Genomic DNA, 22,592 nt, shown 5'->3' on the forward strand with positions numbered 1-22,592 from the left:
GGCGGCTTCAGCCGGAACGCCACGCGCATTCCAGGTGCGCAAGCCGACCCGCATGCGTTCCACATCCAGCCCCAGAGCCCAGGCCGCCGCAAGAGCGGCCAGGATGCAACCAGGCCCGCCGCTGCCCACGGTCTGAGCAAGTTCAGCCAGTTTCAGCACGGAAATTTCGACCCCGGCTTCGGACAGCACAATGCTGTCGTCCTGCAAGGTGACGGCCCGACCACCCTGTTTCAGATGCGCCTGCAAAGCATCGCTCTGCGCATCCAGCCCGTAAGCGATGACGTCTCCGTCAGACAGGGGCGCCAGCCCCATGGTGAGCGGGTCATCCGCATTGAGCACGGACGTCCCGCCGGGCAGGACGACGTCCACCTGCGTGCGGAAAATACGAACCAGGTCTTCGGGGCTATCCATGTGGAATTCTGGCCAGGTGACGGCCCGATCAATCCCCGTCACCACACCGACCTGGCAGCGGTCGTACGCCAGGCCTTCTCCGAGAATGACGCGTCCACCGTTTTCGATGACGGCGTAATCCACGGCGCGATTGAGCAAGATGCGGCGTGCGGCATCCCAGTGAGCCGAGTCTTCCGTGGTCACATGGTTGCGGCCAAACGTCAGACCCCGCGCGGAGGCCACGCCCACCATCTGGCCCGTCAGACGCAGCAAATGCGCGATGAGTTCGGACACGGCGGCGGTGCCCCGGCTGCCGCTCACGCCTACCACCGGGATACGGCCATCGCGCGGGACCGGGAACAGATAATCGATGATGGCCTGCCCCACAGGCCGGGGTTGACCTGCAGCAGGCTTGATGTGCATGAGCAGGCCCGGGCCGGCATTGACTTCAACGATGGCCCCGCCCTGCTCTTCCAGGGGGCGCGAGATGCTCTGCGCCACCAGATCGATGCCGGCAATGTCCAGGCCGACGATACGAGCCGCCAGCGCCACCTGCGAGGCCACATCGGGATGCACTTCATCGGTCACGTCGATGGACACGTTGCCATTGCGCTGGATGAGAACGGCACGCCCGCGTTCGGGTACCGATTCACTATCGAGTCCCTGGCGTTCGAGCTCCATGCGAGCGGCAGCATCCAGCCGCACTACATTGAGCGGATGATCTTCGTCGCGACCACGACGCGGGTCGGAATTGAGCTGGCTCTCGACCATTTGCGTAACCGTCGATTCACCGTCACCTACCACCATGGCTGCGTCCCCCCGGGAGGCCGCCACCACGCGGCCACCTACCACCAGCAGGCGATGTTCATCGCCCTGGATGTAGCGCTCGACCATGACGTCGCTGCCTTCGTCCACGGCGACGGCATAGGCGGCCTCGATCTGCGCCTGGGTACTCAGGTTGGTGAAGACGCCCCGTCCGTGGTTGCCGTCCGAAGGTTTGACGACGACCGGCAGGCCCAGGTCCTGCGCCACCTCCCAGGCCTCATCCACCCCATGAACGATTTGGCCCTCGGGAACCGGCACGCCGCAGGACTGCAGCAGCTGCCGGGTAAGGTCCTTGTCTCGTGAAATGTCTTCGGCGATGGCGCTCGTGCGGCTGGTTTCTGCGGTCCAGATCCGTTGCTGACGAGAACCGTAGCCTAATTGCAACAGATTGGCATCGCTGAGGCGAATGAAGGGAATATCGCGGTCATCGGCCGCATCCACGATACAGGCCGTGCTGGGCCCCAGGCTGAGCGACTCCGCCAGGTCTTTCAGATCCTCGACCGTACCCGCCACGTCGAACGGCCGGTCTTCGATGGCCGCCATCACCAAGTCACGCGCCGCATACAGCGAGGCCCGGGTCAACGGCTCATGCCAGGCCCGTACGATGACTTTGTAGACCCCACGCAACGGCGTGCCGCGCGCACGGCCCAGGCCGCCGGGCATGCCGGCCAGACTCTGCAGTTCGAGCGTCACGTGTTCCAGAATGTGGGCAGGCCACGTACCCTCGCGCACCCGTGACAGGAAGCCACCACGCTCGCCGACACTGCAGCGATGCTCGATCAGCGTAGGGAGCCACGCACTGAGCCGTTCGTAGAAGCCGGGAATGACGTTGGAGGGGTAATCTTCAAGCCCGTGGATGTCCACCAAGGCTTCAATGATGGGGCGATAGGCCCAGATGTTCGGCCCCCGCAAGTACACCATATTGAGAAACTCAATATTCTTGTCGTCCATGATGACCATGCAATAGGGCTAGCAAAGATGCGGGAAGGCGCAATGCAACATAACGGCACACATATTAATTCGGGTTTTCCGGTTTTGGTTGCACCGCCCCGAAAAAGAGTTGAAAATTTGTGACGCTTTCACGACGCCCGCGCAGATTCGTCCTGTCCGCGCGTTCCGACCTCGCGATATCCAAATGCCGCTCATGCAGGGCAACACTCCCGACAGTTCCACCGAATTCATCGATCCCGCAAGCCTGCCCGAACCCTGGCGCAGTGCATTGCACACACAGCTGGCCGAGGGCGAAACCTTGGTCGGATGGCTGGCGCTCGACCTGGATTCTCAACTGCGCTTCGTATCGGGGCTGGTGATCCTCACGACGCGACGCTGGCTTGCCAGCGGCCCCGACGCCCAAGAGTTCCGTTCCTGGCCCTTGCGCGCAGACATGGAATTGCGTCTGCAGGACCAGGCGGGAGTCGGCAGTATCGAGCTCGTGGACACACATTCGCGACTGACCCGCTGGCGCTATACGCTGAGCCACCACACGGAAGCGCTTCTGCTCGTCGCCGCATGGCAGACGCTGCAGCATCGAGCCCCCAAGCCTGTACCGGCCGAGATTGCGCAGAACGACAACGATCTGGGTGAACCTCCGGCTCGCGCATTGTTCCGACTCTGGCGCTTCGCCCGCCCATATCGTCTGAAACTGGCACTGGGCATGGGGCTGACCTTGCTTGCCACGGCGGCCTCCATGGTGCCGCCCTACCTCACCATGCCGCTCATGGACGACGTGCTCATTCCGTTCCAGAACGGTGAGCCCATCCACTATCAGCTGGTCATGCAATACCTTGCCGGCCTGCTGGCCGCATCGCTGCTGGCGTGGCTGCTGGGCTGGTGGCGCAGCGCCATCCTGGCCTGGGTGAGCGAACGCATTGGCGCCGACATGCGCACGGCGACCTTCCAGCACCTGCAGCAGCTTTCGCTGCAGTACTTCGGCGGCAAGCGCACAGGTGATCTGATCGCGCGTCTGGGCTCAGAGTCTGACCGCATTTGCCTGTTCCTGTCCCTGCATTTGCTCGACTTCGTCACCGACGTCCTGATGATCGTGATGACGACAGCCATCCTGCTGTCCATCAATCCTCTGCTCACGCTAGCCACGCTGGCACCTCTGCCCTTCATCGGCTGGATGATCCACTGGGTACGTGACCATCTGCGCCACGGCTTCGAAAAAGCCGACCGCATCTGGTCCGAGATCACCAACGTGCTCGCCGATACCATCCCGGGCATTCGCGTCGTCAAGGCCTTTGCCCAGGAAAAACGTGAAGTCGCGCGCTTTCGCAACGCCAATGACCGCAATCTGGCAGTCAACGACCGTGTGAACGCTTTGTGGTCACTCTTTGGGCCGACAGTCACCCTGCTCACCGAACTGGGTCTGCTGGTGGTCTGGGCCTTCGGAATCTGGCTGGTTTCCAAAGACGCGATCACAGTTGGGGTGCTCACGGCGTTTCTGGCTTACATCAGCCGCTTCTACACCCGGCTGGATTCCATGAGTCGCATCGTGTCGGCTACTCAACAGGCCGCAGCCGGGGCCAAGCGCATTTTCGACATCCTGGACCATAGCTCCAACGTGCCCGAGCCCACCGATCCGCAGCCGCTGGACCATGTGCTCGGTCACATCGAACTCAGCCACATCGGGTTCCGGTACGGTAACCGCAGCGTCATCCAGGACTTGAGTCTGGACATCGCACCCGGTGAAATGATCGGGCTGGTGGGTCACAGCGGCTCGGGCAAGAGCACGCTGGTCAATCTGATCTGCCGGTTCTACGACGTGTCGCAGGGTTCCATCCGCCTCGATGGCATCGATGTGCGGCGCTACCCCACCGCCGACTACCGGCGCCACATCGGGCTGGTATTGCAGGAACCATTCCTCTTCTACGGCACGGTAGCCGAGAACATTGCCTACGGACGCCCCGACGCCACGGCAGCCGAGGTGATCGCTGCCGCGCGGGCCGCCAACGCACACGAATTCATTCTGCGCCTGCCCCACGGCTACGATTCTCTGGTGGGTGAGCGCGGTCAGGGTCTCTCGGGCGGCGAGCGCCAACGCATTTCGATCGCACGGGCACTGCTCATCGACCCACCCATTCTGATCCTGGACGAGGCGACCTCATCGGTCGACACTGCCACCGAGAACGAGATTCAAAAGGCGCTGGACAACCTGGTGCGTGGTCGCACGACGATCTCCATCGCCCACCGTCTGAGCACCTTGCGCGAGGCTGATCGGCTGGTCGTGATGGATCAGGGCCACATCGTCGAAATCGGCCGACACGACGAGCTTCTGGCGCGCGAAGGGGCTTATGCACGACTCTACCGCGCTCAGTTGCAAGGTCAGGAAGTCTCGGCCAGCAAACCGTCGTGGCGGTCCTCGACGAGTCATGGATCGACCGATGCCCACTAAGACGCCCGCACTGGACTACACGCTCACACGGGACACTTTTGGCCGTCTGGTCCTCACCCGCCCAGGCGCCGAACCCCAGCCGGTACGCCCGGTACGCAGTTTCCCGATCAGTCACCGAGACGAGGGCCTGGCACTGCTGGGGCCACAAGGCCAGGAGCTGGCCTGGATCAACCGGCTCGAAGAACTTCCCGAGGCCCCGCGCCGCCTGATCACGGAAGACCTCGCGCAGCGGGAATTCCACCCCAAAATCACACGCATCCGCTATGCCTCGAGCTGGACCACCCCCAGTCGCTGGGAAATCGACACCGACCGAGGCGAAACGCATCTGATTCTGAACGCCGAAGATGATATCCGGCGGCTGTCGCCCAACTCGTTACTGGTGGCCGGCGACAGCGGCGTGCACTTCATCATCACGGACATCACCACGCTGGACCGAGCCAGCCGGAAGATCCTGGACCACTTCCTGTAGCAGGCGATGGTGATTTTCGAGGCTGCTTCGGCAGCCTTGAAAATCAGGCGGCCAGCGCGTGAGTCAGGCCGGGCAAGGTCAAGCCCAGCGTGCCGGGGCACAGACCGCGAACGGCCTCGCGCGAAGCATCAATACACCCACCCTGCGCATACACCCCTGCAGGGTCGCGCAAGCGCATCATGCGATCCAGGATCTGACGCACTTCTTCGGGATGACGCAGCGATTCAGCAGCCCGCTCTTCGACGATGGATTCGTCCATCCAGATGCGCGCGCCATCATGGCACACCCCATGGCGCCAATGGTAGAGCTCCACACATTTGTTGCGCAGCGTGTAGGGCGCGTTCGGCTTCCAGAAATTCACGAAGCGCCCGCCCCCAATGTAGAAAATCCAGGACCCCTCGAAACCTTCGATGTCGGCCGACACCGGATCGGGGTTGCGAAACCACAGGCGATCACCCGGCACGTAGTAGCCAAAGGGCAGCGGCACCTGCAGCGAGCCATATTCACGCAAAAACACCGCCTGAAAGTCTTCGCCCACCAGCGCCTTGGTCTGCCACTGCCGTTGAAGCACCTGCAATGCCGCCGGATTGCACACCTGCAGCTCTTGCGCAATGGCCAACAACAGAACGTATTCTGTGGCCCGATAGCAAGAAAACGAATGGCGACGCCCCGCGACGTCGGGCCATAGCGTGAGTTCCAGCGAGGGAATCAGCTCGAACCCCGGCCGCAGGATGAACCCCGTGGGCTCGGTCCACGTCCAGCAATCCGGGCGTTCAGCGCCTTCAGTGTCAAAATCAACCACCGTGCGTCGCGCCGCCTGAACCACGCGACGACGCACCCGCACAGCGGATTGGAATTCTTCGACCGAGGGATACTCGAAGCGCAGCGGCGAGGCCAGCAGCGTGGTGAGAATTTCGGTATCGAGATCGTCCGGGTCGTGCTCGGCGTCCAGCCCCAGCGCCTGCGCAATGCCGGACGTATCACCGTCAGGCACCCAGGCCCGCGCCGCATCGGCCTTGAGCCTGTAGTCACGATACGCACCGTCATCGTCAGCGCCATCGGCCCGCGCGACCGCACTTGCCAGCCCGGCGTCGGCCAGCCATTGTTCCGGAGATTGAAAATCGGCTCCTGCGCCCCGGATGCGCACGCCTGCTGTGAGAGTCATGAGAATTTAGACAGACCGTTGAAAACGAACCCTGAGGCCCTGTGCAGACAGCGCTAGTGAGATTTGCAAATTATAGGGCGGTCCGGGTCCACACGGAGGGCAAAGAAAAATTCTTACAACACGAAATCTGCAATATTTGGAAGGCTCACAGACATGAACGACGCACACGCCAACATCCTGGCCCCGCGCGGCATCATCCTGATGCGGGCCCCGCCTGCTCCCGGCACACCTGCCGCACCAGGCTGCGCAGCCAACAATGAGCCGGGTCGGCCGCCAGGCGCGGATGCCACATTTGCGAGACCGTGATCGTCTGAGTCCGAAGAGGCAGTTCGAAGGACTGGATTGCGGGCGGCTGCCCGCCACCGGCCAAGGCTGCGCGCAGGTAAGAAGCGGGCAGTGTAGCGATCAAGTCGGAACTCCTGGCGACTGCCAAGGCAGTCGGAAACGCCGGGACGACACTCACCACCTTGCGCGTCAAGCCAATCTCAGCCAAGGCGTCGTCGACCAGGCCGTGAGCACGCCCATGCCGGGACGCGACGACATGGCCAAAGGCGACATAGTCGCGGGCGGTGACGGCGGGCGTGGCCAACAGCGGGTGGCCCGCGCGGACCACACCAACGAAGCGGTCGCGAAATAGCGCCTGTATGTGAACTTCCGGACCCATGTTTGCAACCACCCCGACTTCCAGATCCATGGTGCCTTCTCGCAGGTAGCGGGAATCCTTGTCGATGCGCGGCGCGAAGTACAGACGAACACCCGGTGCCTGCGCGTCACTCGCTGCGATCAAGGCAGGCCCGAAGGCCTCAATGAAGCCCTCATTGGCCCGTATCGCAAAGGTCCTGTCCAGGCGTGACACATCCAGACCCGACAGGTGAGGTTTCAAGAGAGTCCTGGCTTCGAGAACCGTGTCACGGACGCGCTCACGGACGCCTTCGGCGTACGGGGTCAGCACCATATGACGCCCCGCACGCACCAGCAAGGGATCTCCGGTCACCTGGCGCAGGCGTGTCAAAGTACGACTCATTGCCGATGGACTCAGGCCGATGCGGCGAGCGGCCGCAGTGACGCCGCCTTCTGCCAGAAGCGCATCAAGTCCAATCAAAAGATTGAAGTCCAATTCTGTCATGGTCTCTGCTCAGAAGGGAACAAGGTCCATCTGATATATGGCGTCTCGTGCAACTTATAGATGATACCTGTGCGCCTTCCGCCAGCATCCAGGCACCACTACATTGGCTGAATCAATTAGACGATTTTAGTAGGTGATTGAATGAGATTATTTGAAAATTTGCCTGGTGACGACGGGATGGAAGGCTCTCATCGAGCGGCTGCGATGATTGCGCTCATGACGGCGACCGCCATGGTGGTCTTTGACGGATCGATCATCAACATTGCTCTGCCAAGCATGGTCAGATCGCTGGGGACAACGCCCCAGGTTGCAGTCTGGTTCGCCAATGGATACCTTTTGTCCGTCGCGATGACGCTGGCAATCTTTGCGGCACTGGCGCGTCACTTGGGCTTTCGGCGCCTCTTCCTCACGGGGCTGGTGGTGTTTACCGGCGCCTCCCTGGCCTGCGCCCTCGCCCCCGATGCCACCACGCTGATCGCAGCTCGCGTGCTCCAAGGGCTAGGCGGCGCAGCCGTCGTCAGCATTGGGCCGGCCCTGTTGCGCTCGGTGTTTCCGAGTCGTCTGCTGGGCAGCGTCCTGGGCCTGAACGCCTTGCTCATTGCCGCCAGCACGGCGATTGCTCCGGTATTAGGCGGGATGATGCTGGACGCCTGGGGCTGGCGTTGGATCTTCGGCCTGAATCTTTTCCTGGGCCTGGCGGCGACGACACTCGCCACCCGTTCGATCCGCGATTTACAGCCTCGCACGCGGGGGCCGTTCGACGCGTGCGGCGGCGTGTTGTCCGCCATTGCCATCGGCGCTCTCGTCGTGGCGGCTGATCGCGTCGCACAACCAGGCGGCCGCTGGTACTTCGTGGCGGCTGTACTCGCAGGCGCGGGTTTCGTGCACCGTCTGTACACCGCTGAAAAGCCCTTGTTGCCGCCCGGCCTGTTCGCCTCGACCCGGTTTTCCATGGCCGCTCTGGCGTCCCTGGCCGCATTCGTCGGGCAAGGGATCGCCTTCGTAGCCCTGCCCTTTCTGTTCCAGAACGTTTACGGCTACAACGCCTTCGAAGTCGCTCTACTGTTTACGCCTTGGCCTATCGGTATCGTCCTGGTGGCGCCACACGCCGGTCGATACGCGGATCGGCTTTCGCCTGCGCTGATTTCCACGCTTGGCCTCGTCATCCTGCTGGCGGCCCTGGCTTCGCTGGCCCTGCTGCCGTCTCTTCCCAGTGTCTGGGACATCGGCCTGCGCTGCTTTTTCTGCGGCATCGGGTTCGGCTGCTTCCAGAGCCCCAACAACAGGGAAATGCTGTCGAACGTTGCACGAGAAGAAAGCGGCTACGCGTCGGGGGTCCTGGCGATCATGCGGACGCTCGGACAAAGCCTCGGCGTCGCAGCAATCGGCCTCTTGCTGGGAGCCGGACAAGCCGGTGCGCCAGCGATCTTGCAAGGGATGGTGCAACGGGGGCTGTGGGTCGCCACGGCGGCGACCGGCTTAGCCACGGTCTTCAGCCTGATCCGCCTGCGCGGCCGGCCCCGCCCCGACACATCCGGTTCCCCGGCATAAGCAACGCGCTACCGCCGGAGATTGGTCCTCACCATCTCTGCGACGTCCTGGACGCGCCCATCCATGATGGCCTTGGCGCCATAGATCACGGTGCCGACCGCCATGGAAGGTTCGATCTTGGGCGGCATCACCAGCTCATTGCGGTTGACGTGCACGTTCAGCAGCGCCGGGCCGTCGTGCGCAAGGAACGCTTGCACAGCGGACTCCAGCTCATCGCCCCGTTCGACTGTCCACCCCTTGAGTCCCATCACGTCGGCAAGCTTGCCAAAATCCGGGTTCTTGAGATCGGTATACGCATCGAGCAGACCCTCGACCTTCATCTCCAGTTCCACAAAGCCGAGCGTCCCGTTGTTGAAGACTACGATCTTGATCGGGATATTCTCCTGCACCGTGGTCAGCAGATCGCCGAGCAGCATCGTGAGGCCTCCATCGCCGCACAGCGCGATGACCTGCCGCTCGGGCATTGCCCGTTTGGCACCGAGTGCCTGGGGCATTGCGTTGGCCATGGTCCCATGCAGGAGGCTCGTCAGCGTGCGGCGCTTGCCGTTGACACGGATATAGCGCAGCACCCATACCATCGGGCTGCCACCGTCGGCGGTGAAGATTGCGTCATCTGTAGCGTATTGATCGAGCAGTGAGGCCAGCTGTTGAGGGTGAATCAACGCGTTCTTGCCCGGTTTTGCCTGGCGTGCGAGATTGTCCTGCGCCTCTTTTTGCAACGCGAGATGTATGTCGAGGAAACTGCGGTCATCATGCGGGCGCAGCTTCGGCTGGAGGGCGTCCAGCGTCGCACCGATGTCGCCGACCACGCCGACGTCAACCGGATGGCGCCGGCCAAGGTGAGTCGGGTCGATGTCGATCTGCACGACTTTGGCCTTTTTCGGGTAGAACTGCCGCCACGCGAAGTCGCAGCCCAGGAGCACCAGCGTGTCGCACTCGGTGATCGCGTCGAAGCCCGGTCGGGCACCGAAGACCCCCGTCATGCCGACGTTGAACGGGTTGGCATACTCGACGAAATCTTTGGCGCGCGAGGTATGGGCCATCGGCGCCGCCAGTGTCTCGCACAAGCGGACGACCTGGTCATGCGCCCCCTGGCACCCCGCACCTGCGTAGACCGTGACCTTCTCACCGGCATTGAGGATCGCGGCAACACGGTCGAGCTCGGTGTCCGACGGCCGAGTGACGGGTGTGGGCACGTGCACCGAGTAGGCCGGGCCTTCTTCGATTTCAGCCGCTGCGACATCGCCCGGCAGCACCAGCACCGCCACGCCGCGCCGGGTCAGCGCCGCTTGCGCGGCCAACGTCGCCATTCTGCGTGCCTGACTGGGGATCCAGACCGTCTCGCAAAAAACGCTGCACGACGCGTAGATCGGCCGGAACTCGACCTCCTGCGGAAAATCGATCCCCAGCTCAGTGGTTGCGACCTGGCTTGCAATGAGCACGACCGGAGCGCGATTGCGGTTTGATTCGAAGATGCCATTGATGAAGTGCAGGCTGCCTGGCCCGCAGCTTCCAGCGCACGCGGTCAGCTGCCCGGTGAAATAAGCTTCTGCACCCGCCGCGAAGGCACCGACCTCTTCATGGCGCACATGCACCCAGTCGATCTTGCTGCGCCGGATCGCATCGGTCACGTGATTGAGGGTATCGCCCACAACACCGTAACAGCGCCGTGTCCCGGCTTGTTCCAACGTATCAACGATAATTTCTGCAACGCGCCGCTTGGCCATGATCAGCTCCTGTCTCGACCGCGTTCGGCAGAGTCAAACACGGATACCGATGGAATGTCAGAACTCGGAATTTCAGAACTCACAAGAAAAATTTGACACGCCCTTTGAGAAAAGGTTCAGCAAGCGCACAGAAGGCCGCACCTCCTTCGTCGGGTGCTATCGGGTAGTGCGCCCTTGGCTCAGTTTCCTCAAAAGGCCGTCGACAGACCAACTCCCAGGACCCCAGGCTACCACCGCCAGCAGCATCATTGCCCACACCTTGTGGTCGGCAAAATCGCCCAGGCTTATCAGGCCGGTCCAGAAACCATGGGGCCAGAGGTCGGGATAGGAAATGACGGCGATCAGGTTGTAGGCGAATAAAAACAGCTCCGTGAATCGGCCTGCAATGCCAAGCCCCAACAGCCATGGCGTGATCAGTTCAATCCAGGTGCCCAGTACGGCCGCAATTGCCGGAGCCAGGAGCGGGACGTGATAGAGGTTTTCAAACAGCATCTGGGTACTTGCCGGGTCCGCAATCTTCACCACCCCTGCCCGCCAAAATGCAACTGAGACCCAAAGGCGCATCAAAAGCAGAACGAGGGGAGCGACCCACCGGTTGAGCCACTGCGCGGTGCGTGCGTAGCAAGTACCAATACAGTTGATCAATGGCGCGGATGTCATGATTTTGGCCTCTTTTTTGTGACGGCATAGGGCAGTACCCGCGTCACGAGATGACGCCCGATAAGCTCATTCATGCATTGAGCGGAATCAAACCCTGCATCAAGCGTCGCGGCATCCACGCCTGCTTCTTTGAGAGACATGCCCGCCGCGAGGGCCGTGACATACGTAAAGGTGGCCGCATCGACGGCTGCCATTGCAACTTCGTCGTTCTCTCGCCAGAGCATGACGTTCTCTCCCTCGTCATTCAGGCTGAGATCCCCCTGCGGATCCATGGCAAAGCGCCAAATCGCAAGCACCTGGTATCGACTGCTGAGAAAATGAACACAGGCATGCAAACCGATGCGAAGGCTTTCGCCCGCGCCATCCAGACCCGCCATGAAGTCGTCAAATGCCAATGCCTGCGAATCGGCAGCAAGAACGGTTTCTTGACGTAGCCATTCCAGTCGCGCCACATCGGCCAGATAGGGGAGCGTGCGGCCCGCAGGAATCGTCTGCAGATAATCGGCAAAATGCACACCGAACTGCTGCAGGTTTCCCGAACGTGATGGATAAAGACCCCGATAACGCCGCGCCGCCTGGTCGAACCAGTCCTCACCGACCAGTGCCAGCACAGCCGGGTAGCTTGTACGCAATGCCGCCGTCTGGATTTCGTTGCAGCTGCGGCGATAGATCCGCAGGCGCGCTCCGGGTGCGAGGCCATTACCCGCGATCGAACTCACGGGGCCTGGCACGGTGCCGTCATAGAGCGCGGCCAGGAAGGCTGTCTGCAGTTCACGCAGGGAAAGCTTTGCATCCATCGAGGATCTCCTGTGCACGAGCCGCTTCGTCCACCAACACCTCAAGTTCGGGGATGTCCGCATCCCACTCGATGAGTGTCGGCACCTGACCAAACAGCTGTACGGCTTCCGCATACAGGTCCCACACCGAGTGATCGACGCGACGGCTGTGTGAATCGATCAACACGGGGACTGGAAAGCCCTCCTTTCTCGTAAAACCTGCCAGGTGAATCTCGCGGATGGCCGAGCGTGGCAACGCACGCAGATAGACGTGCGGGTCAAACCGGTGATTGACGCTATTCACATAAATGTTGTTGACGTCGCACAGCAGGCCACAGCCACTGCGCTTCACGACTTCCGAGACAAACTCCCATTCTGCGTAGTCACCGCCCTTGAAACGCAGGTAGGTCGAGACGTTTTCGACGAGGATTTCGCGCTTGAGCGCATCCTGTACCTCGTTGATGTGTGACACGGCGCATTTCAGTGCCTCCTCGGTGAAGGGAAGCGGCAACAGGTCATTGCTGTGTTGCCCCCCTACGGCCCCCCAACACAGGTGCTCTGAGACCAGCTCGGGGGCGTAGCGATCCACCAGTTCCTGAAGCCGCCGCAGGTGCGCGGGATCCAGTCCGTCGGCCGATCCGAGAGACAGTCCGACGCCATGCAGGCTCAGAGGATAATCCGCTCGAATGCGGGCCATGGCATCCTGAAAAGGTCCTCCCGGGGCGAACAGGTTTTCAGTGTGAGTCTCAAGCCACGCAATGGGTGGCCGCTCGTGCAGCACACGCATGACATGGGGAGCACGCAATCCGATGCCGGCCGCAACCGGCATGGGACGCACCACGGTGGTGGATTCGGGCATTGCCCGATGCCCTTCAGGACGCCTTGAGACTGCCGCCAATTTTTCCGCAGACCCCTGCGGGCATCAGCACGAAGGACGCCGGGTCGTGCGCCTTGGCGTCCTGACCTGCACAGGAGTGGCCAGGTGCCTGACAGTCATTCTTGTACGCAGCGTTTACACCAAAGCACTTCGCGTAGTGATCCTCCTTCATCATCTTCATGGTCTTTTGCTGAGCCGCCTTCATCATCTCGGGCGTCATCGTCATGGGCTGGGCCATGGCCAGACCCGTGGCTGCCGTGGCCCCCAGGGCAACGGCACAAAGCAGCGTGGACTTCAACAAACGTGAGCTGTTCATTCGTGATCTCCAAAAGTCGGTCAGGAGAACCCTGACGCACCAAAAGAGGACGGGAGAAGCCGAAAGGGTTCGCAGTGTTCACGCTTTTTGCCCTTTCGTTACAAGTCAACACACCAAACTGATCCGATTTCCCGTTCCGGCCGAACCCTTTTCTCGTCTCATTGCCTCTATTGCAAGAGGGGTGAGGGCCGAACAGGCAACAGCGACAGACTGTGCACTGAGGGAATTGTGCGATCAGAATGTAGCAAAGCGTCGATAGCGAGCTTGGATCATGATCACATCTACGAATGAACGCGATAACTTGATCCTGTCTGCACAGACGGGGGACGCAGAAGCCATCAATCGTTTGCTCGCGGTGTGCCAGGCTGACGTCCGTCGCTATGCGCGAAAGCACTGCCAGGCCAGTGACGTCGACGACGCCATCCAGGAATCGCTCCTCGTCATCTCGCGCAAAGTAAAAGGGCTCAAGGCCGTGGCAGCGTTTTCCTCCTGGCTATTTACTGTAGTCAAGCGGGAGTGCCGCAAGCTGTCGCGGATCATGTTCCGCTACGAGCCGCTACCTGACGAATTGGCTGAGAGACTTCTGCTGCAAAGGCCCCAGGACGACCTCAGGATTGACCTTGCAGCTGCGCTGGAATCCCTGCCCGCCCACTATCTGGAAGTGATCCTGCTGCGCGATTTTGAAGAACTGACGATTGCGGAAATTGCTGCCAGGCTGGAAGAAGGGACAGGCGCGGTGAAAAGCCGGCTGCATCGGGCTCGCGAGCTTGTGCGCGAATACATGCTGAACAACTAGGAGCACCATGATGTACTGCAATACCTCCGTCATTTCTCAAATCGCCCGCGGTGTACTGGCCGTGGCATGCATCGTGGGTGCCATCATGCTGAGTCACTATTTCTGGGCCACTATCGCCTTGGTCGCCGCGGCGGTCATCCTGATGCGTGGATGTCCCGCCTGCTGGCTCACAGGATTACTCGAAGCGATGGAAAGCGGTTCAAATCGAAAACAGCCTCAGCAGGCACGCCATACCCATCACGCGCCCTGACAGGCCCGCATCCGTTCGGCACGCGGTCGATCAGCGACAAGCATGCAGATTGGTCTCGCGATTTCCTGGACAATTCAGTTGGTAAAGAAAAAGCCCGCCTCCCGTAGGGAAAAGCAGGCCTTGTACCAACAAGTGTTCGCTAGAACGGAATATCGTCGTCCATATCGGCCAAGTTGTTGGCCGGAGCCGCCGCAGGTGCTGCAGGACGAGGCTGTTGCGGCGTGGACCGACGAGGCGCGGGAGCTTGCGAGAAGCCGCTGGAATCGCCCGCAGGATCGCCCGTGCCGTCACCGCGCCCACCCAGCATTTGCATCTGGTCAGCGACGATTTCGGTACTGTAGCGGTCGGCACCGGTTTCTTTATCTTGCCATTTGCGGGTCTTGAGGCGGCCCTCTACATAGACCGAACGCCCCTTGCGCAGGTATTCACCCGCGATTTCAGCCAGGCGGTTGTAAAACACGACGCGATGCCACTCGGTTTCGTCGCGGCGTTCGCCGGAGGCCTTGTCCTTCCAGGAGCTGGTGGTGGCAATCGATACGTTGCAAATGGCGGCGCCGTCCGGGCTGTAGCGGACTTCGGGGTCGCGCCCCAGGTTGCCGACGAGAATGACTTTGTTGACGGAGGCCATGGTGAAGATCCTGTATTGAACGAAGTGTCTGGATTATCGACGGTAATGCCCGACGAAAGACACGTCGAAAGATATCAAATACGCATTATCGCCCATGCGGGATTACCTGCACAGACAGGAGCCATGACGCGGTCGTCGCAAGCCCGTCGAAGCCTACCGAGCCGGCTCGCGAAAGCCGCGCGCCGTGAACAGCCACACGGCAGCCAGCATGGCAGCAACCCAGAACACCAACGAGGGTCCGCCCGCGCCCACCAGAAGGCCACCGAAGACGCCGCCGGAAAATACGCCCAGCGACTGCGCGGTGTTGTAGAAGCCCAGGGCCAGGCCCTTGTAAGTGGGTGGGGCCACACGGGACACCAAAGAGGGCTGCAGCGCTTCCAGAATATTGAAGAAGACGAAGAAGCCAATGAAGGCTGCCACCACCAAGGCAAACGAATGTTGCAGCCAGGGAAGAATGCCCATCACGACCACCAGCCCCAGCACGGACCACTCGAGCGCGGCCTTGTGCACATGGCGCGTCTCGGTATAGAAAACTGCCGGCACCATGAGCACGAACGAGGCCAGGATCACCGGCAAATACACCTTCCAGAGCGTCGCGGAATCAAAACCGCCCAGGTGCCCCAGCAACCCCGGCGCCACCATGAAGAGCGACATCAGGATGAAGTGCAGGCAAAACACGCCAAAATTAAGGCGCAGCAAGCCGCCATGGTGAAGCACGTCGCGCGCGGTCGCCTGTACGATGTCGGCCTCGGAGCGCGGCACTTCCGGCACGAAAAACTGCGCGATCAGCAGGCACACGAAACCCAGCAGGCTGATTGCCCAAAACAGCCCCGACAGGCCGAATTCACCCACCAGCAAGGGCGACAGCACCAGCGAGACTGCAAACGAGATGCCGATCGACCCTCCCACCATGGCCATGGCACGCGTGCGGACCTCGGGCCGAGTGGCGTCTGCAATCCAGGCAGTAATGGCAGCCGATACGGCGCCCAGCCCCTGGACCACACGTCCCACGGTGACCCAATTGACACTATTGGTCAGGGCGCAGATGACGCCCCCCACCACGAAGAGCAGCATGCCGAACACGATGATGGGGCGCCGTCCGTAGCGGTCCGAGGCCATGCCCAACGGAATCTGCATCACCGCTTGCGTGAGCCCATAGGCCCCCAGCGCCAACCCAACGCGCGCGGGGTCATCACCGCCCACCAAGGTGCGCGCGGCCACCGCAAAAATAGGGGTCAGCAGGAACAGCCCCAGCATGCGGGCCGCGAACAGAGTGGCCAGCGCAACGCTGCTGCGCCGTTCTAGCGGGGTCAACTTGAGCAGGGGGGAAGACGAATGCCGGGAGGACATGATGGACGGATGTTCCGAACAGGAAAGACTGAGACTGCGCGTTATAGTACCAAGTTGGCCTTTTCAGAACCTGAACTCAACCCGGCATGGACGCCATCTGCATTCGCGGTGCACGCACGCACAACCTGAAGAACATTTCTGTAGATCTGCCCCGGCGCAAACTGGTGGTGATCACCGGTCTGTCGGGCTCGGGAAAGTCGTCGCTTGCTTTCGACACACTCTACGCCGAGGGGCAACGCCGCTACGTGGAAAGTCTGTCGGCGTACGCGCGGCAATTCCTGCAAATGATGGACAAGCCGGACGTAGACGTGATCACGGGGCTGTCCCCGGCCATTGCCATCGAACAGAAGACGGCGGGCCATAATCCCCGCTCCACGGTGGGGACGGTCACGGAGATCCACGACTACCTGCGACTGCTGTATGCCCGGGTCGGAACCCCTTACTGCCCAGAACACGATCTGCCACTGCAGGCGCAGAGCGTCAGCCAAATGGTGGATCAGGTGCTGGCCCACCCCGAAGGCAGCCGGCTGGCGATTCTGGCGCCGATGATCCGCGCAAGTCACGACAATCTGAGCGCCGAATGTCGACGCCTTCAAGCGTTGGGCTTCGTGCGCGCCCGCATCGACGGCAAGATCTACACGATAGACGGCAGTGACACGCTTCCCTCCAAAGAAGGTCCCTGGAACCTGGACGTGGTGGTGGATCGTCTGCGGGTGCGCCCCGACAGCCGCCAGCGGCTGGCGGAAAGCTTCGAGACGGCACTGGAGCTCGCTCACGGCCGCGCGCTGGTGCTGGACATGGACTCTGGCGAAGAATGGGCCTTGTCGGCGGCGTATTCATGCCCCATCTGCGCCCGCAGCATGGGCGCGCTGGAACCGCGCCTGTTCAGCTTCAACAACCCGGCGGGCGCCTGCGCCACCTGTAACGGCCTGGGCCTGGTCGAGTCCTTCGATCCGGCGCGGGTGGTGGCCTTTCCAGAGCTTGGCCTGGCCGCAGGCGCCATCTACGGCTGGGACCGGCGCAACGCCTTCAGTTACGCCACGATGGCAAGCCTTGCCCATCACTATGGCTTCAGTCTGGACACACCTTTTCAGGCACTGGACGCCGACGTCCGCCGGCACATTCTGCAAGGGTCGGGATCTCAGGAAATCGCCTTCCAGTATTTGGGCGAAGGCGGCTTGCCCACGATCCGACGTCATGCCTTCGAAGGCGTGATCCCGAACCTGGAGCGGCGTTGGCGCGAAACCCATTCGACGGCCGTGCGCGAAGAGCTCTCACGCCTGCGCCATACCCTGGCCTGCCCCGAATGCGGGGGCTCACGCCTGTGCGAAGAAGCCCGGCACGTGCGTATCGGCGACGAGCCGGGACCAGGCGAGCGACGCGGGCAAGCCATTTTCGAGATCGAGGCCCTGTCGCTCGCCGATTGCCGCCAGTGGTTCGCAAGCTGGACGCTCACTGGCGCGCGGCGCGAAGTCGCCGAACGCATCGTGCACGAAATCCGGGTGCGCCTGGATTTTCTGGACAACGTAGGCTTAGGTTATCTGGCACTGGATCGCAGCGCCGACACGCTCTCGGGGGGCGAGGCACAGCGCATCCGGCTCGCCAGCCAGATCGGCTCCGGGCTGACAGGCGTCATGTACGTGCTCGACGAACCCTCCATCGGCTTGCACCAGCGCGACAACCATCGTCTCATCGAAACCTTGCAGCAGCTGCGGGATCTGGGCAACAGCGTCATCGTAGTGGAACACGACGAGGACATGATACGGGCGGCCGACCACGTGCTGGACATGGGGCCAGGAGCGGGGGAACAAGGCGGCGCCATCGTCTCCCAGGGCACTCCCGCCGAAATCGCTGCGGACCCCGAGTCGCTCACCGGGCAATACCTGGCGGGTACACGGCGTATCGCCATCCCCCAACGCCGCCCCATCGAGGAAGACCAGCGCTGGCTGCGCGTGTTGGGTGCCAGTGGCCACAACCTTCAGCACGTGGACCTTTCGTTGCCGGTGGGGCGCTTCACCTGCGTGACCGGCGTCTCGGGGTCTGGCAAATCCACGCTGATCAATGACACGCTGGTGGCTGCGCTGGCTCAGGCGTTGCACCGGGCACAGACCAGCCCGGCGCCATTCGATCACCTCGAAGGGCTGGACGCCTTCGAGAAAATCATCAGCGTGGACCAGGCGCCGATCGGCCGCACCCCGCGCAGCAACCCGGCGACGTACACGGGCCTGTTCACGCCCATCCGCGAGCTCTTCGCCGGTGTACCGGAAGCCCGCCTGCGCGGCTACGACCCGGGGCGTTTTTCCTTCAACGTGAAGGGCGGGCGCTGCGAGGCGTGCCAGGGTGACGGCGTGGTGCGCGTGGAGATGCATTTCCTGCCCGACATGTACGTGCCCTGCGAAGTCTGCCAAGGGCACCGCTACAACCGCGAAACGCTGGACATCCGCTATCGAGGTCGCAACATCAGCGAAGTGCTGGACCTGACGGTGGCCCAGGCGCTGGAATACTTCCAGGCGGTACCGGTCATCGCACGCAAGCTGCAGACGCTCATGGACGTGGGGCTCTCGTATATCCGGCTGGGCCAAAGCGCCACCACGCTGTCGGGTGGCGAGGCCCAGCGCATCAAGCTGTCACAAGAATTGTCGCGGCGCGGCTCGGATCGCACGCTGTACGTGCTGGATGAACCCACGACCGGCCTGCATTTTCACGACATTGCCGTCTTGCTGGATGTGCTGCAACGTTTGGTGGACAGCGGCAGCACCGTGCTCGTGATCGAACACAACCTGGACGTGATCAAGACGGCTGACTGGATCGTGGACCTGGGTCCGGAAGGCGGCGCAGGCGGCGGACGCATCATCGCCCAAGGGACGCCTGAAACCGTCTCCACCGTCGCCGAAAGCCACACGGGGCAATGCCTGCAGGCGGTGCTGTCCCCCTGAAGAGGCCTGTGCCCTCATTCCATGTGAAAGAGCGCACGGTGCTCGCGCACCGCGTAGCGATCAGTCATGCCCGCGATATAGTCGGCGATGGCTCGGGCCTGGGCCACGGGATCATCGCGGCGATACTCGGCCTCGAGCAGGCGCGGGTCTTCCAGAAAAGCCTGGAACAGCTCGCGCACGACACGACGCGCCTTGCCCATCATGCGCATGACCTGCGGATGGCGGTAAAGGTTGTGCAGCAAGAATTGCTTGAGCGCATCCGCCTGCACCTGCAACGCAGGTGAAAAAGCGGCCATCGGCGGGCCAGCCCGCACATCATCCACGGATCGAGGCTGCAACTGCGCGATGCGGGCCTGCGCCGTGTGGGTAAGGTCAAGCACCAGCGTGTTGATCATGCCCCGGATCACCTCGGACACCAGCCGCTTGGGTTCCACGCCGGGACAACGACGACGCACCTGGTCGTGATGCTCGGCAAAGATCTCTACCTGCTGCAGCTGCTCCAGCGTGATCAGCCCCGAACGCAATCCATCATCCACGTCGTGGTTGTTGTAGGCGATCTCATCGGCCAGATTGGTGATCTGCGCCTCGAGCGAGGGCTGAGTGCCCTGCAGGAACCGCGCACCGACCTCGCCCAGCGTACGGGCATGACGCCGCGAACAATGCTTGAGAATGCCTTCGCGCGTCTCGAAGCAGAGATTCAGGCCGTCGAAGGCCGCGTAGCGCTCTTCGAGCTCGTCGACGACTCGCAGGCTTTGCAAGTTATGTTCGAACCCCCCCGCCTCGGGCGCGAGTTCGTGCAGGCACGCGTTGAGTTCGTCCTGCCCCGCATGGCCAAAAGGCGTGTGCCCCAAGTCATGCGCCAGCGCAATGGCTTCGGTCAGATCTTCCTGCAACCCAAGATTGCGCGCCAGCGTACGGGCAATCTGCGCGACCTCGATGCTGTGCGTCAGACGGGTGCGGAAGAGATCCCCTTCGTGATTCAGGAATACCTGCGTCTTATATTCAAGGCGCCGAAACGCCGAACAATGGATGATGCGATCACGGTCTCGCTGAAAGTCGCTACGGCCCTCGGGCGGTGCTTCTGCCACGCGCCGTCCACGCGTGGACTCGGGGTGACAAGCATAGGGCGCCAGCGTCGTCATGATGATCACTGCCCCGACAACAAGGGCTGAACGCGCTCGTCGGCCACGGCGTGCACCTCGGCACGCCCAAGCTCAGGCAGCAGCACATAGCGAATCTGATGTCCCTGATTCTTTTTATCGACCCGCATCAGATCCAGCCATTGCTGCACCCCCAGATCGGGGGCCTGAACCGGGCAACCTATGGCCGCCACCAGCGCCCGGATGCGTTCGACGATGGTGCGGTCGAGCCCCAGCACACGGTGTGAAAGTTCGGCGGCCATGACCATGCCGCAGCCCACGGCCTCGCCATGCAACCAGCGGCCAAATCCAAGCCCTGATTCAATTGCGTGACCAAACGTATGTCCGAAGTTGAGAATGGCCCGCACGCCGGATTCGCGTTCATCTTGCGAGACGACGCGAGCCTTGATTTCGCACGATCGGCGTACGGCGTGGCGCACGGCGTCATCATCCAGCGCGCGGAGCGCCGCCACATGCGTCTCGCACCACGTGAAAAAATCGTCATCGGCAATCATGCCGTACTTCACGGTTTCGGCCAATCCGGCTGAGATTTCACGCGCAGGCAGCGTCTTGAGGACGTCAGGATCAATCTCGACCGCCAGCGGCTGGTAGAACGCCCCGATCATGTTCTTGCCCCGGGGGTGATTGATCGCCGTCTTGCCGCCCACGGAAGAATCCACCTGCGCCAGCAGCGTCGTCGGGACCTGGATGAAGCGTACTCCCCGCATGTAGCAGGCCGCCGCAAAACCGCAGACGTCGCCCACCACTCCGCCCCCGAGCGCAACCAGCACGGTGTGGCGGTCCAGCGCCTGTTCAAGCAACGCATCAAAGATCTGATTGAGCGAATCCCAGGTCTTGTACTGCTCGCCGTCAGGCAGCACGATGCGCAACACGGGTTTGCCGCTGGCTTGCAGCACTGTCTCGACCCTATCCGCATACAGAGCAGCGATTGTCGTGTTGGTGACCAGCACGATGGACGTCGCGTCGGCGGGGACACTTTGCACCAGCGCCGCCAGGCGACCGGCGCCAATATGGATGGGGTAATGCCCTCCGGGCGTTTCGACTCGAACAGTGAACATGACGGACAAACTCAGGAAAGGGTCAATCGGGCCTGCAGAATAGGGAGCAAGGCCTGCAGGACGTGGGCAATGGGTTGATCGGCCGTATCGAGCGTCACGTCCGCCACCTCTTCATACAGATGCTGGCGCTGCGCGATCAAATCGGTGAGCCGCTGGCGTGGATCGGGAGTGTGGAGCAACGGACGGTTGCGATCGCGCGACACGCGGCGATAGAGCTCATCGACCCCGGCGCGCAGATACACGACACAGCCCCGGACCTTCAGCAAGGTACGGTTTTCTTCAGCCAGCACGGCCCCGCCTCCGGTTGCCAGCACGATACCGGGAGTACGCGAGTATTCGTCGAGCGCGGCCGTTTCGCGCCGGCGGAAACCAGCCTCGCCCTCGATGTCGAAGATGGTCGCGACACGCACACCGCAACGCGCCTCGATGGCCTGATCGAGGTCCAGGAATTCGCGGCCCAGCGCCGTGGCCAGATGGCGACCTATGGTGGTCTTTCCAGCCCCCATCATGCCCACCAGGAAAATGGGCACCAGGGGGACTTCCAGCCGGGGCGACGCTTCAGCAACGTCAGTCACGACAGACGCATGTGTCATGGCGCATTCGATCTGCGGGTTTATTTGCGTGTATTATCGCATCTGCGCTTCACCCACCCTGGGCAGCCTGATCACAGGCCGCATCATTCAGTTACATAGACCCGGCCGGGATACCCCAAGCCGCATGGGCCCGGGGCTTACAATCGCGTCTGATGAGCTCTCCAACCCAATCTTCCTCCCGTCAGCAGGCGCCCGCCCGTTCGTGGTTTTCCCGATTCGTCATCAAGGCAATCGTCGTCTGCGCAGGCCTTGGCCTGTGCGGTGCGTTGCTGATGGCGCTGGCGCTGGCGCTGGCCTGGCCAAACCTGCCTGACCTGCATGCGATGACCGATTACCGGCCGCGCATCCCGTTGCGCGTCTACACGGCAGACAAGGTGCTGATCGGCGAATTCGGCGAAGAACGACGCAACGTGCTGCGCTTCGACGAAATCCCGGACGTCATGAAATCGGCGATCCTGGCAGCCGAAGACGACCGTTTCTACCAGCACGGGGGCATCGACTGGACTGGCGTGATCCGTGCTGCAATAGCCAACCTGGTCCACATG

Annotated in this window: 19 protein-coding genes and 1 pseudogene; 7 read left to right on the forward strand and 13 right to left on the reverse strand. The window is 62.1% G+C overall.

Annotation, left to right across the window (positions count from 1 at the left end; genetic code table 11):
* Positions 1–27: 27 nt before the first annotated feature.
* Positions 28–2,166 (reverse strand): annotated as a pseudogene (gene cphA / locus VF285_RS04000) (cyanophycin synthetase); the annotation flags it as partial.
* A gap of 193 nt (positions 2,167–2,359) precedes the next feature.
* On the opposite strand from cphA, the gene VF285_RS04005 reads away from it, so the two are divergent.
* Together VF285_RS04005 and VF285_RS04010 are read left to right on the forward strand one after the other, a co-directional pair.
* Positions 2,360–4,609, forward strand: a complete 2,250-nt coding sequence (locus VF285_RS04005; protein WP_346951352.1) for an ABC transporter ATP-binding protein — start codon at positions 2,360–2,362, stop codon at positions 4,607–4,609.
* Entirely contained in the window at positions 4,599–5,078 is a 480-nt protein-coding gene (locus tag VF285_RS04010; protein ID WP_346951332.1) for a DUF1854 domain-containing protein, read from the forward strand. Before VF285_RS04005 ends, VF285_RS04010 begins: the two co-directional genes overlap by 11 nt.
* Positions 5,079–5,121: 43 nt before the next feature.
* On the opposite strand, the gene VF285_RS04015 is transcribed toward VF285_RS04010, so the two are convergent.
* Together VF285_RS04015 and VF285_RS04020 are read right to left on the reverse strand one after the other, a co-directional pair.
* The gene (locus VF285_RS04015; RefSeq protein WP_346951333.1) at positions 5,122–6,243 is read right to left on the reverse strand and encodes a hypothetical protein; all 1,122 of its coding nucleotides are present in this window, start codon (positions 6,241–6,243) and stop codon (positions 5,122–5,124) included.
* A 193-nt stretch (positions 6,244–6,436) separates the two neighbouring features.
* Positions 6,437–7,369, reverse strand: coding sequence for a LysR family transcriptional regulator (locus tag VF285_RS04020; protein WP_346951334.1), 933 nt, complete (start codon positions 7,367–7,369; stop codon positions 6,437–6,439).
* A gap of 141 nt (positions 7,370–7,510) precedes the next feature.
* On the opposite strand from VF285_RS04020, the gene VF285_RS04025 reads away from it, so the two are divergent.
* Positions 7,511–8,920 carry an MFS transporter gene (locus tag VF285_RS04025; protein WP_346951335.1) on the forward strand — a complete coding sequence of 470 codons (1,410 nt, stop codon included), beginning with the start codon at positions 7,511–7,513 and terminating at the stop codon, positions 8,918–8,920.
* Positions 8,921–8,928: 8 nt separating this feature from the next.
* On the opposite strand, the gene VF285_RS04030 is transcribed toward VF285_RS04025, so the two are convergent.
* From VF285_RS04030 to VF285_RS04050, 5 genes are all read right to left on the reverse strand, one after another.
* The gene (locus VF285_RS04030; RefSeq protein WP_346951336.1) at positions 8,929–10,647 is read right to left on the reverse strand and encodes a thiamine pyrophosphate-dependent enzyme; all 1,719 of its coding nucleotides are present in this window, start codon (positions 10,645–10,647) and stop codon (positions 8,929–8,931) included.
* A gap of 156 nt (positions 10,648–10,803) precedes the next feature.
* On the reverse strand, positions 10,804–11,307 hold the full coding sequence (locus VF285_RS04035; protein WP_346951337.1) for a DoxX family protein: 504 nt from the start codon (positions 11,305–11,307) through the stop codon (positions 10,804–10,806).
* Positions 11,304–12,104, reverse strand: coding sequence for a DNA-binding domain-containing protein (locus VF285_RS04040; RefSeq protein WP_346951338.1), 801 nt, complete (start codon positions 12,102–12,104; stop codon positions 11,304–11,306). The genes VF285_RS04035 and VF285_RS04040 overlap by 4 nt, the downstream gene beginning before the upstream one ends.
* On the reverse strand, positions 12,079–12,942 hold the full coding sequence (locus VF285_RS04045) for a DUF692 domain-containing protein (RefSeq protein ID WP_346951339.1): 864 nt from the start codon (positions 12,940–12,942) through the stop codon (positions 12,079–12,081). The genes VF285_RS04040 and VF285_RS04045 overlap by 26 nt, the downstream gene beginning before the upstream one ends.
* Before the next feature lie 13 nt (positions 12,943–12,955).
* Complete coding sequence (locus tag VF285_RS04050; RefSeq protein ID WP_346951340.1) at positions 12,956–13,276, reverse strand: DUF2282 domain-containing protein; 321 nt, start codon at positions 13,274–13,276, stop codon at positions 12,956–12,958.
* Between the two features lie 271 nt (positions 13,277–13,547).
* On the opposite strand from VF285_RS04050, the gene VF285_RS04055 reads away from it, so the two are divergent.
* Positions 13,548–14,072, forward strand: coding sequence for an RNA polymerase sigma factor (locus tag VF285_RS04055; RefSeq protein ID WP_346951341.1), 525 nt, complete (start codon positions 13,548–13,550; stop codon positions 14,070–14,072).
* A 7-nt stretch (positions 14,073–14,079) separates the two neighbouring features.
* Complete coding sequence (locus VF285_RS04060) at positions 14,080–14,322, forward strand: hypothetical protein (RefSeq protein ID WP_346951342.1); 243 nt, start codon at positions 14,080–14,082, stop codon at positions 14,320–14,322.
* Positions 14,323–14,461: 139 nt separating this feature from the next.
* Here VF285_RS04060 and ssb read toward each other — a convergent pair whose 3' ends face one another.
* A complete protein-coding gene (gene ssb / locus VF285_RS04065) occupies positions 14,462–14,950 on the reverse strand; it encodes a single-stranded DNA-binding protein (RefSeq protein ID WP_346951343.1) in 489 nt (162 codons plus the stop codon).
* A 153-nt stretch (positions 14,951–15,103) separates the two neighbouring features.
* Complete coding sequence (locus VF285_RS04070; protein WP_346951344.1) at positions 15,104–16,300, reverse strand: MFS transporter; 1,197 nt, start codon at positions 16,298–16,300, stop codon at positions 15,104–15,106.
* 86 nt (positions 16,301–16,386) lie between these two features.
* Between VF285_RS04070 and uvrA the strand changes: the two genes are divergently transcribed.
* Positions 16,387–19,236 carry an excinuclease ABC subunit UvrA gene (gene uvrA / locus VF285_RS04075; RefSeq protein WP_346951345.1) on the forward strand — a complete coding sequence of 950 codons (2,850 nt, stop codon included), beginning with the start codon at positions 16,387–16,389 and terminating at the stop codon, positions 19,234–19,236.
* 14 nt (positions 19,237–19,250) lie between these two features.
* Here the strand turns inward: uvrA and VF285_RS04080 are convergent, their stop codons facing one another.
* From VF285_RS04080 to VF285_RS04090, 3 genes are read right to left on the reverse strand one after another with little or no spacing between them, the layout of a single operon-like run.
* Positions 19,251–20,378, reverse strand: coding sequence for a deoxyguanosinetriphosphate triphosphohydrolase (locus tag VF285_RS04080; protein WP_346951346.1), 1,128 nt, complete (start codon positions 20,376–20,378; stop codon positions 19,251–19,253).
* A gap of 5 nt (positions 20,379–20,383) precedes the next feature.
* Positions 20,384–21,454: a 3-dehydroquinate synthase gene (gene aroB / locus VF285_RS04085; protein WP_346951347.1), complete on the reverse strand. Its 1,071-nt coding sequence runs from the start codon at positions 21,452–21,454 to the stop codon at positions 20,384–20,386.
* Positions 21,455–21,465: 11 nt separating this feature from the next.
* Positions 21,466–21,963 carry a shikimate kinase gene (locus VF285_RS04090; RefSeq protein WP_346951353.1) on the reverse strand — a complete coding sequence of 166 codons (498 nt, stop codon included), beginning with the start codon at positions 21,961–21,963 and terminating at the stop codon, positions 21,466–21,468.
* 236 nt (positions 21,964–22,199) lie between these two features.
* On the opposite strand from VF285_RS04090, the gene VF285_RS04095 reads away from it, so the two are divergent.
* The coding region (locus VF285_RS04095; RefSeq protein ID WP_346951348.1) for a transglycosylase domain-containing protein at positions 22,200–22,592 on the forward strand (393 nt) is incomplete at its 3' end.

Origin of the sequence: Castellaniella sp., assembly GCF_036379515.1 — a bacterium.
In the GTDB taxonomy this organism is placed as follows: Bacteria; Pseudomonadota; Gammaproteobacteria; order Burkholderiales; family Burkholderiaceae_B; genus Castellaniella.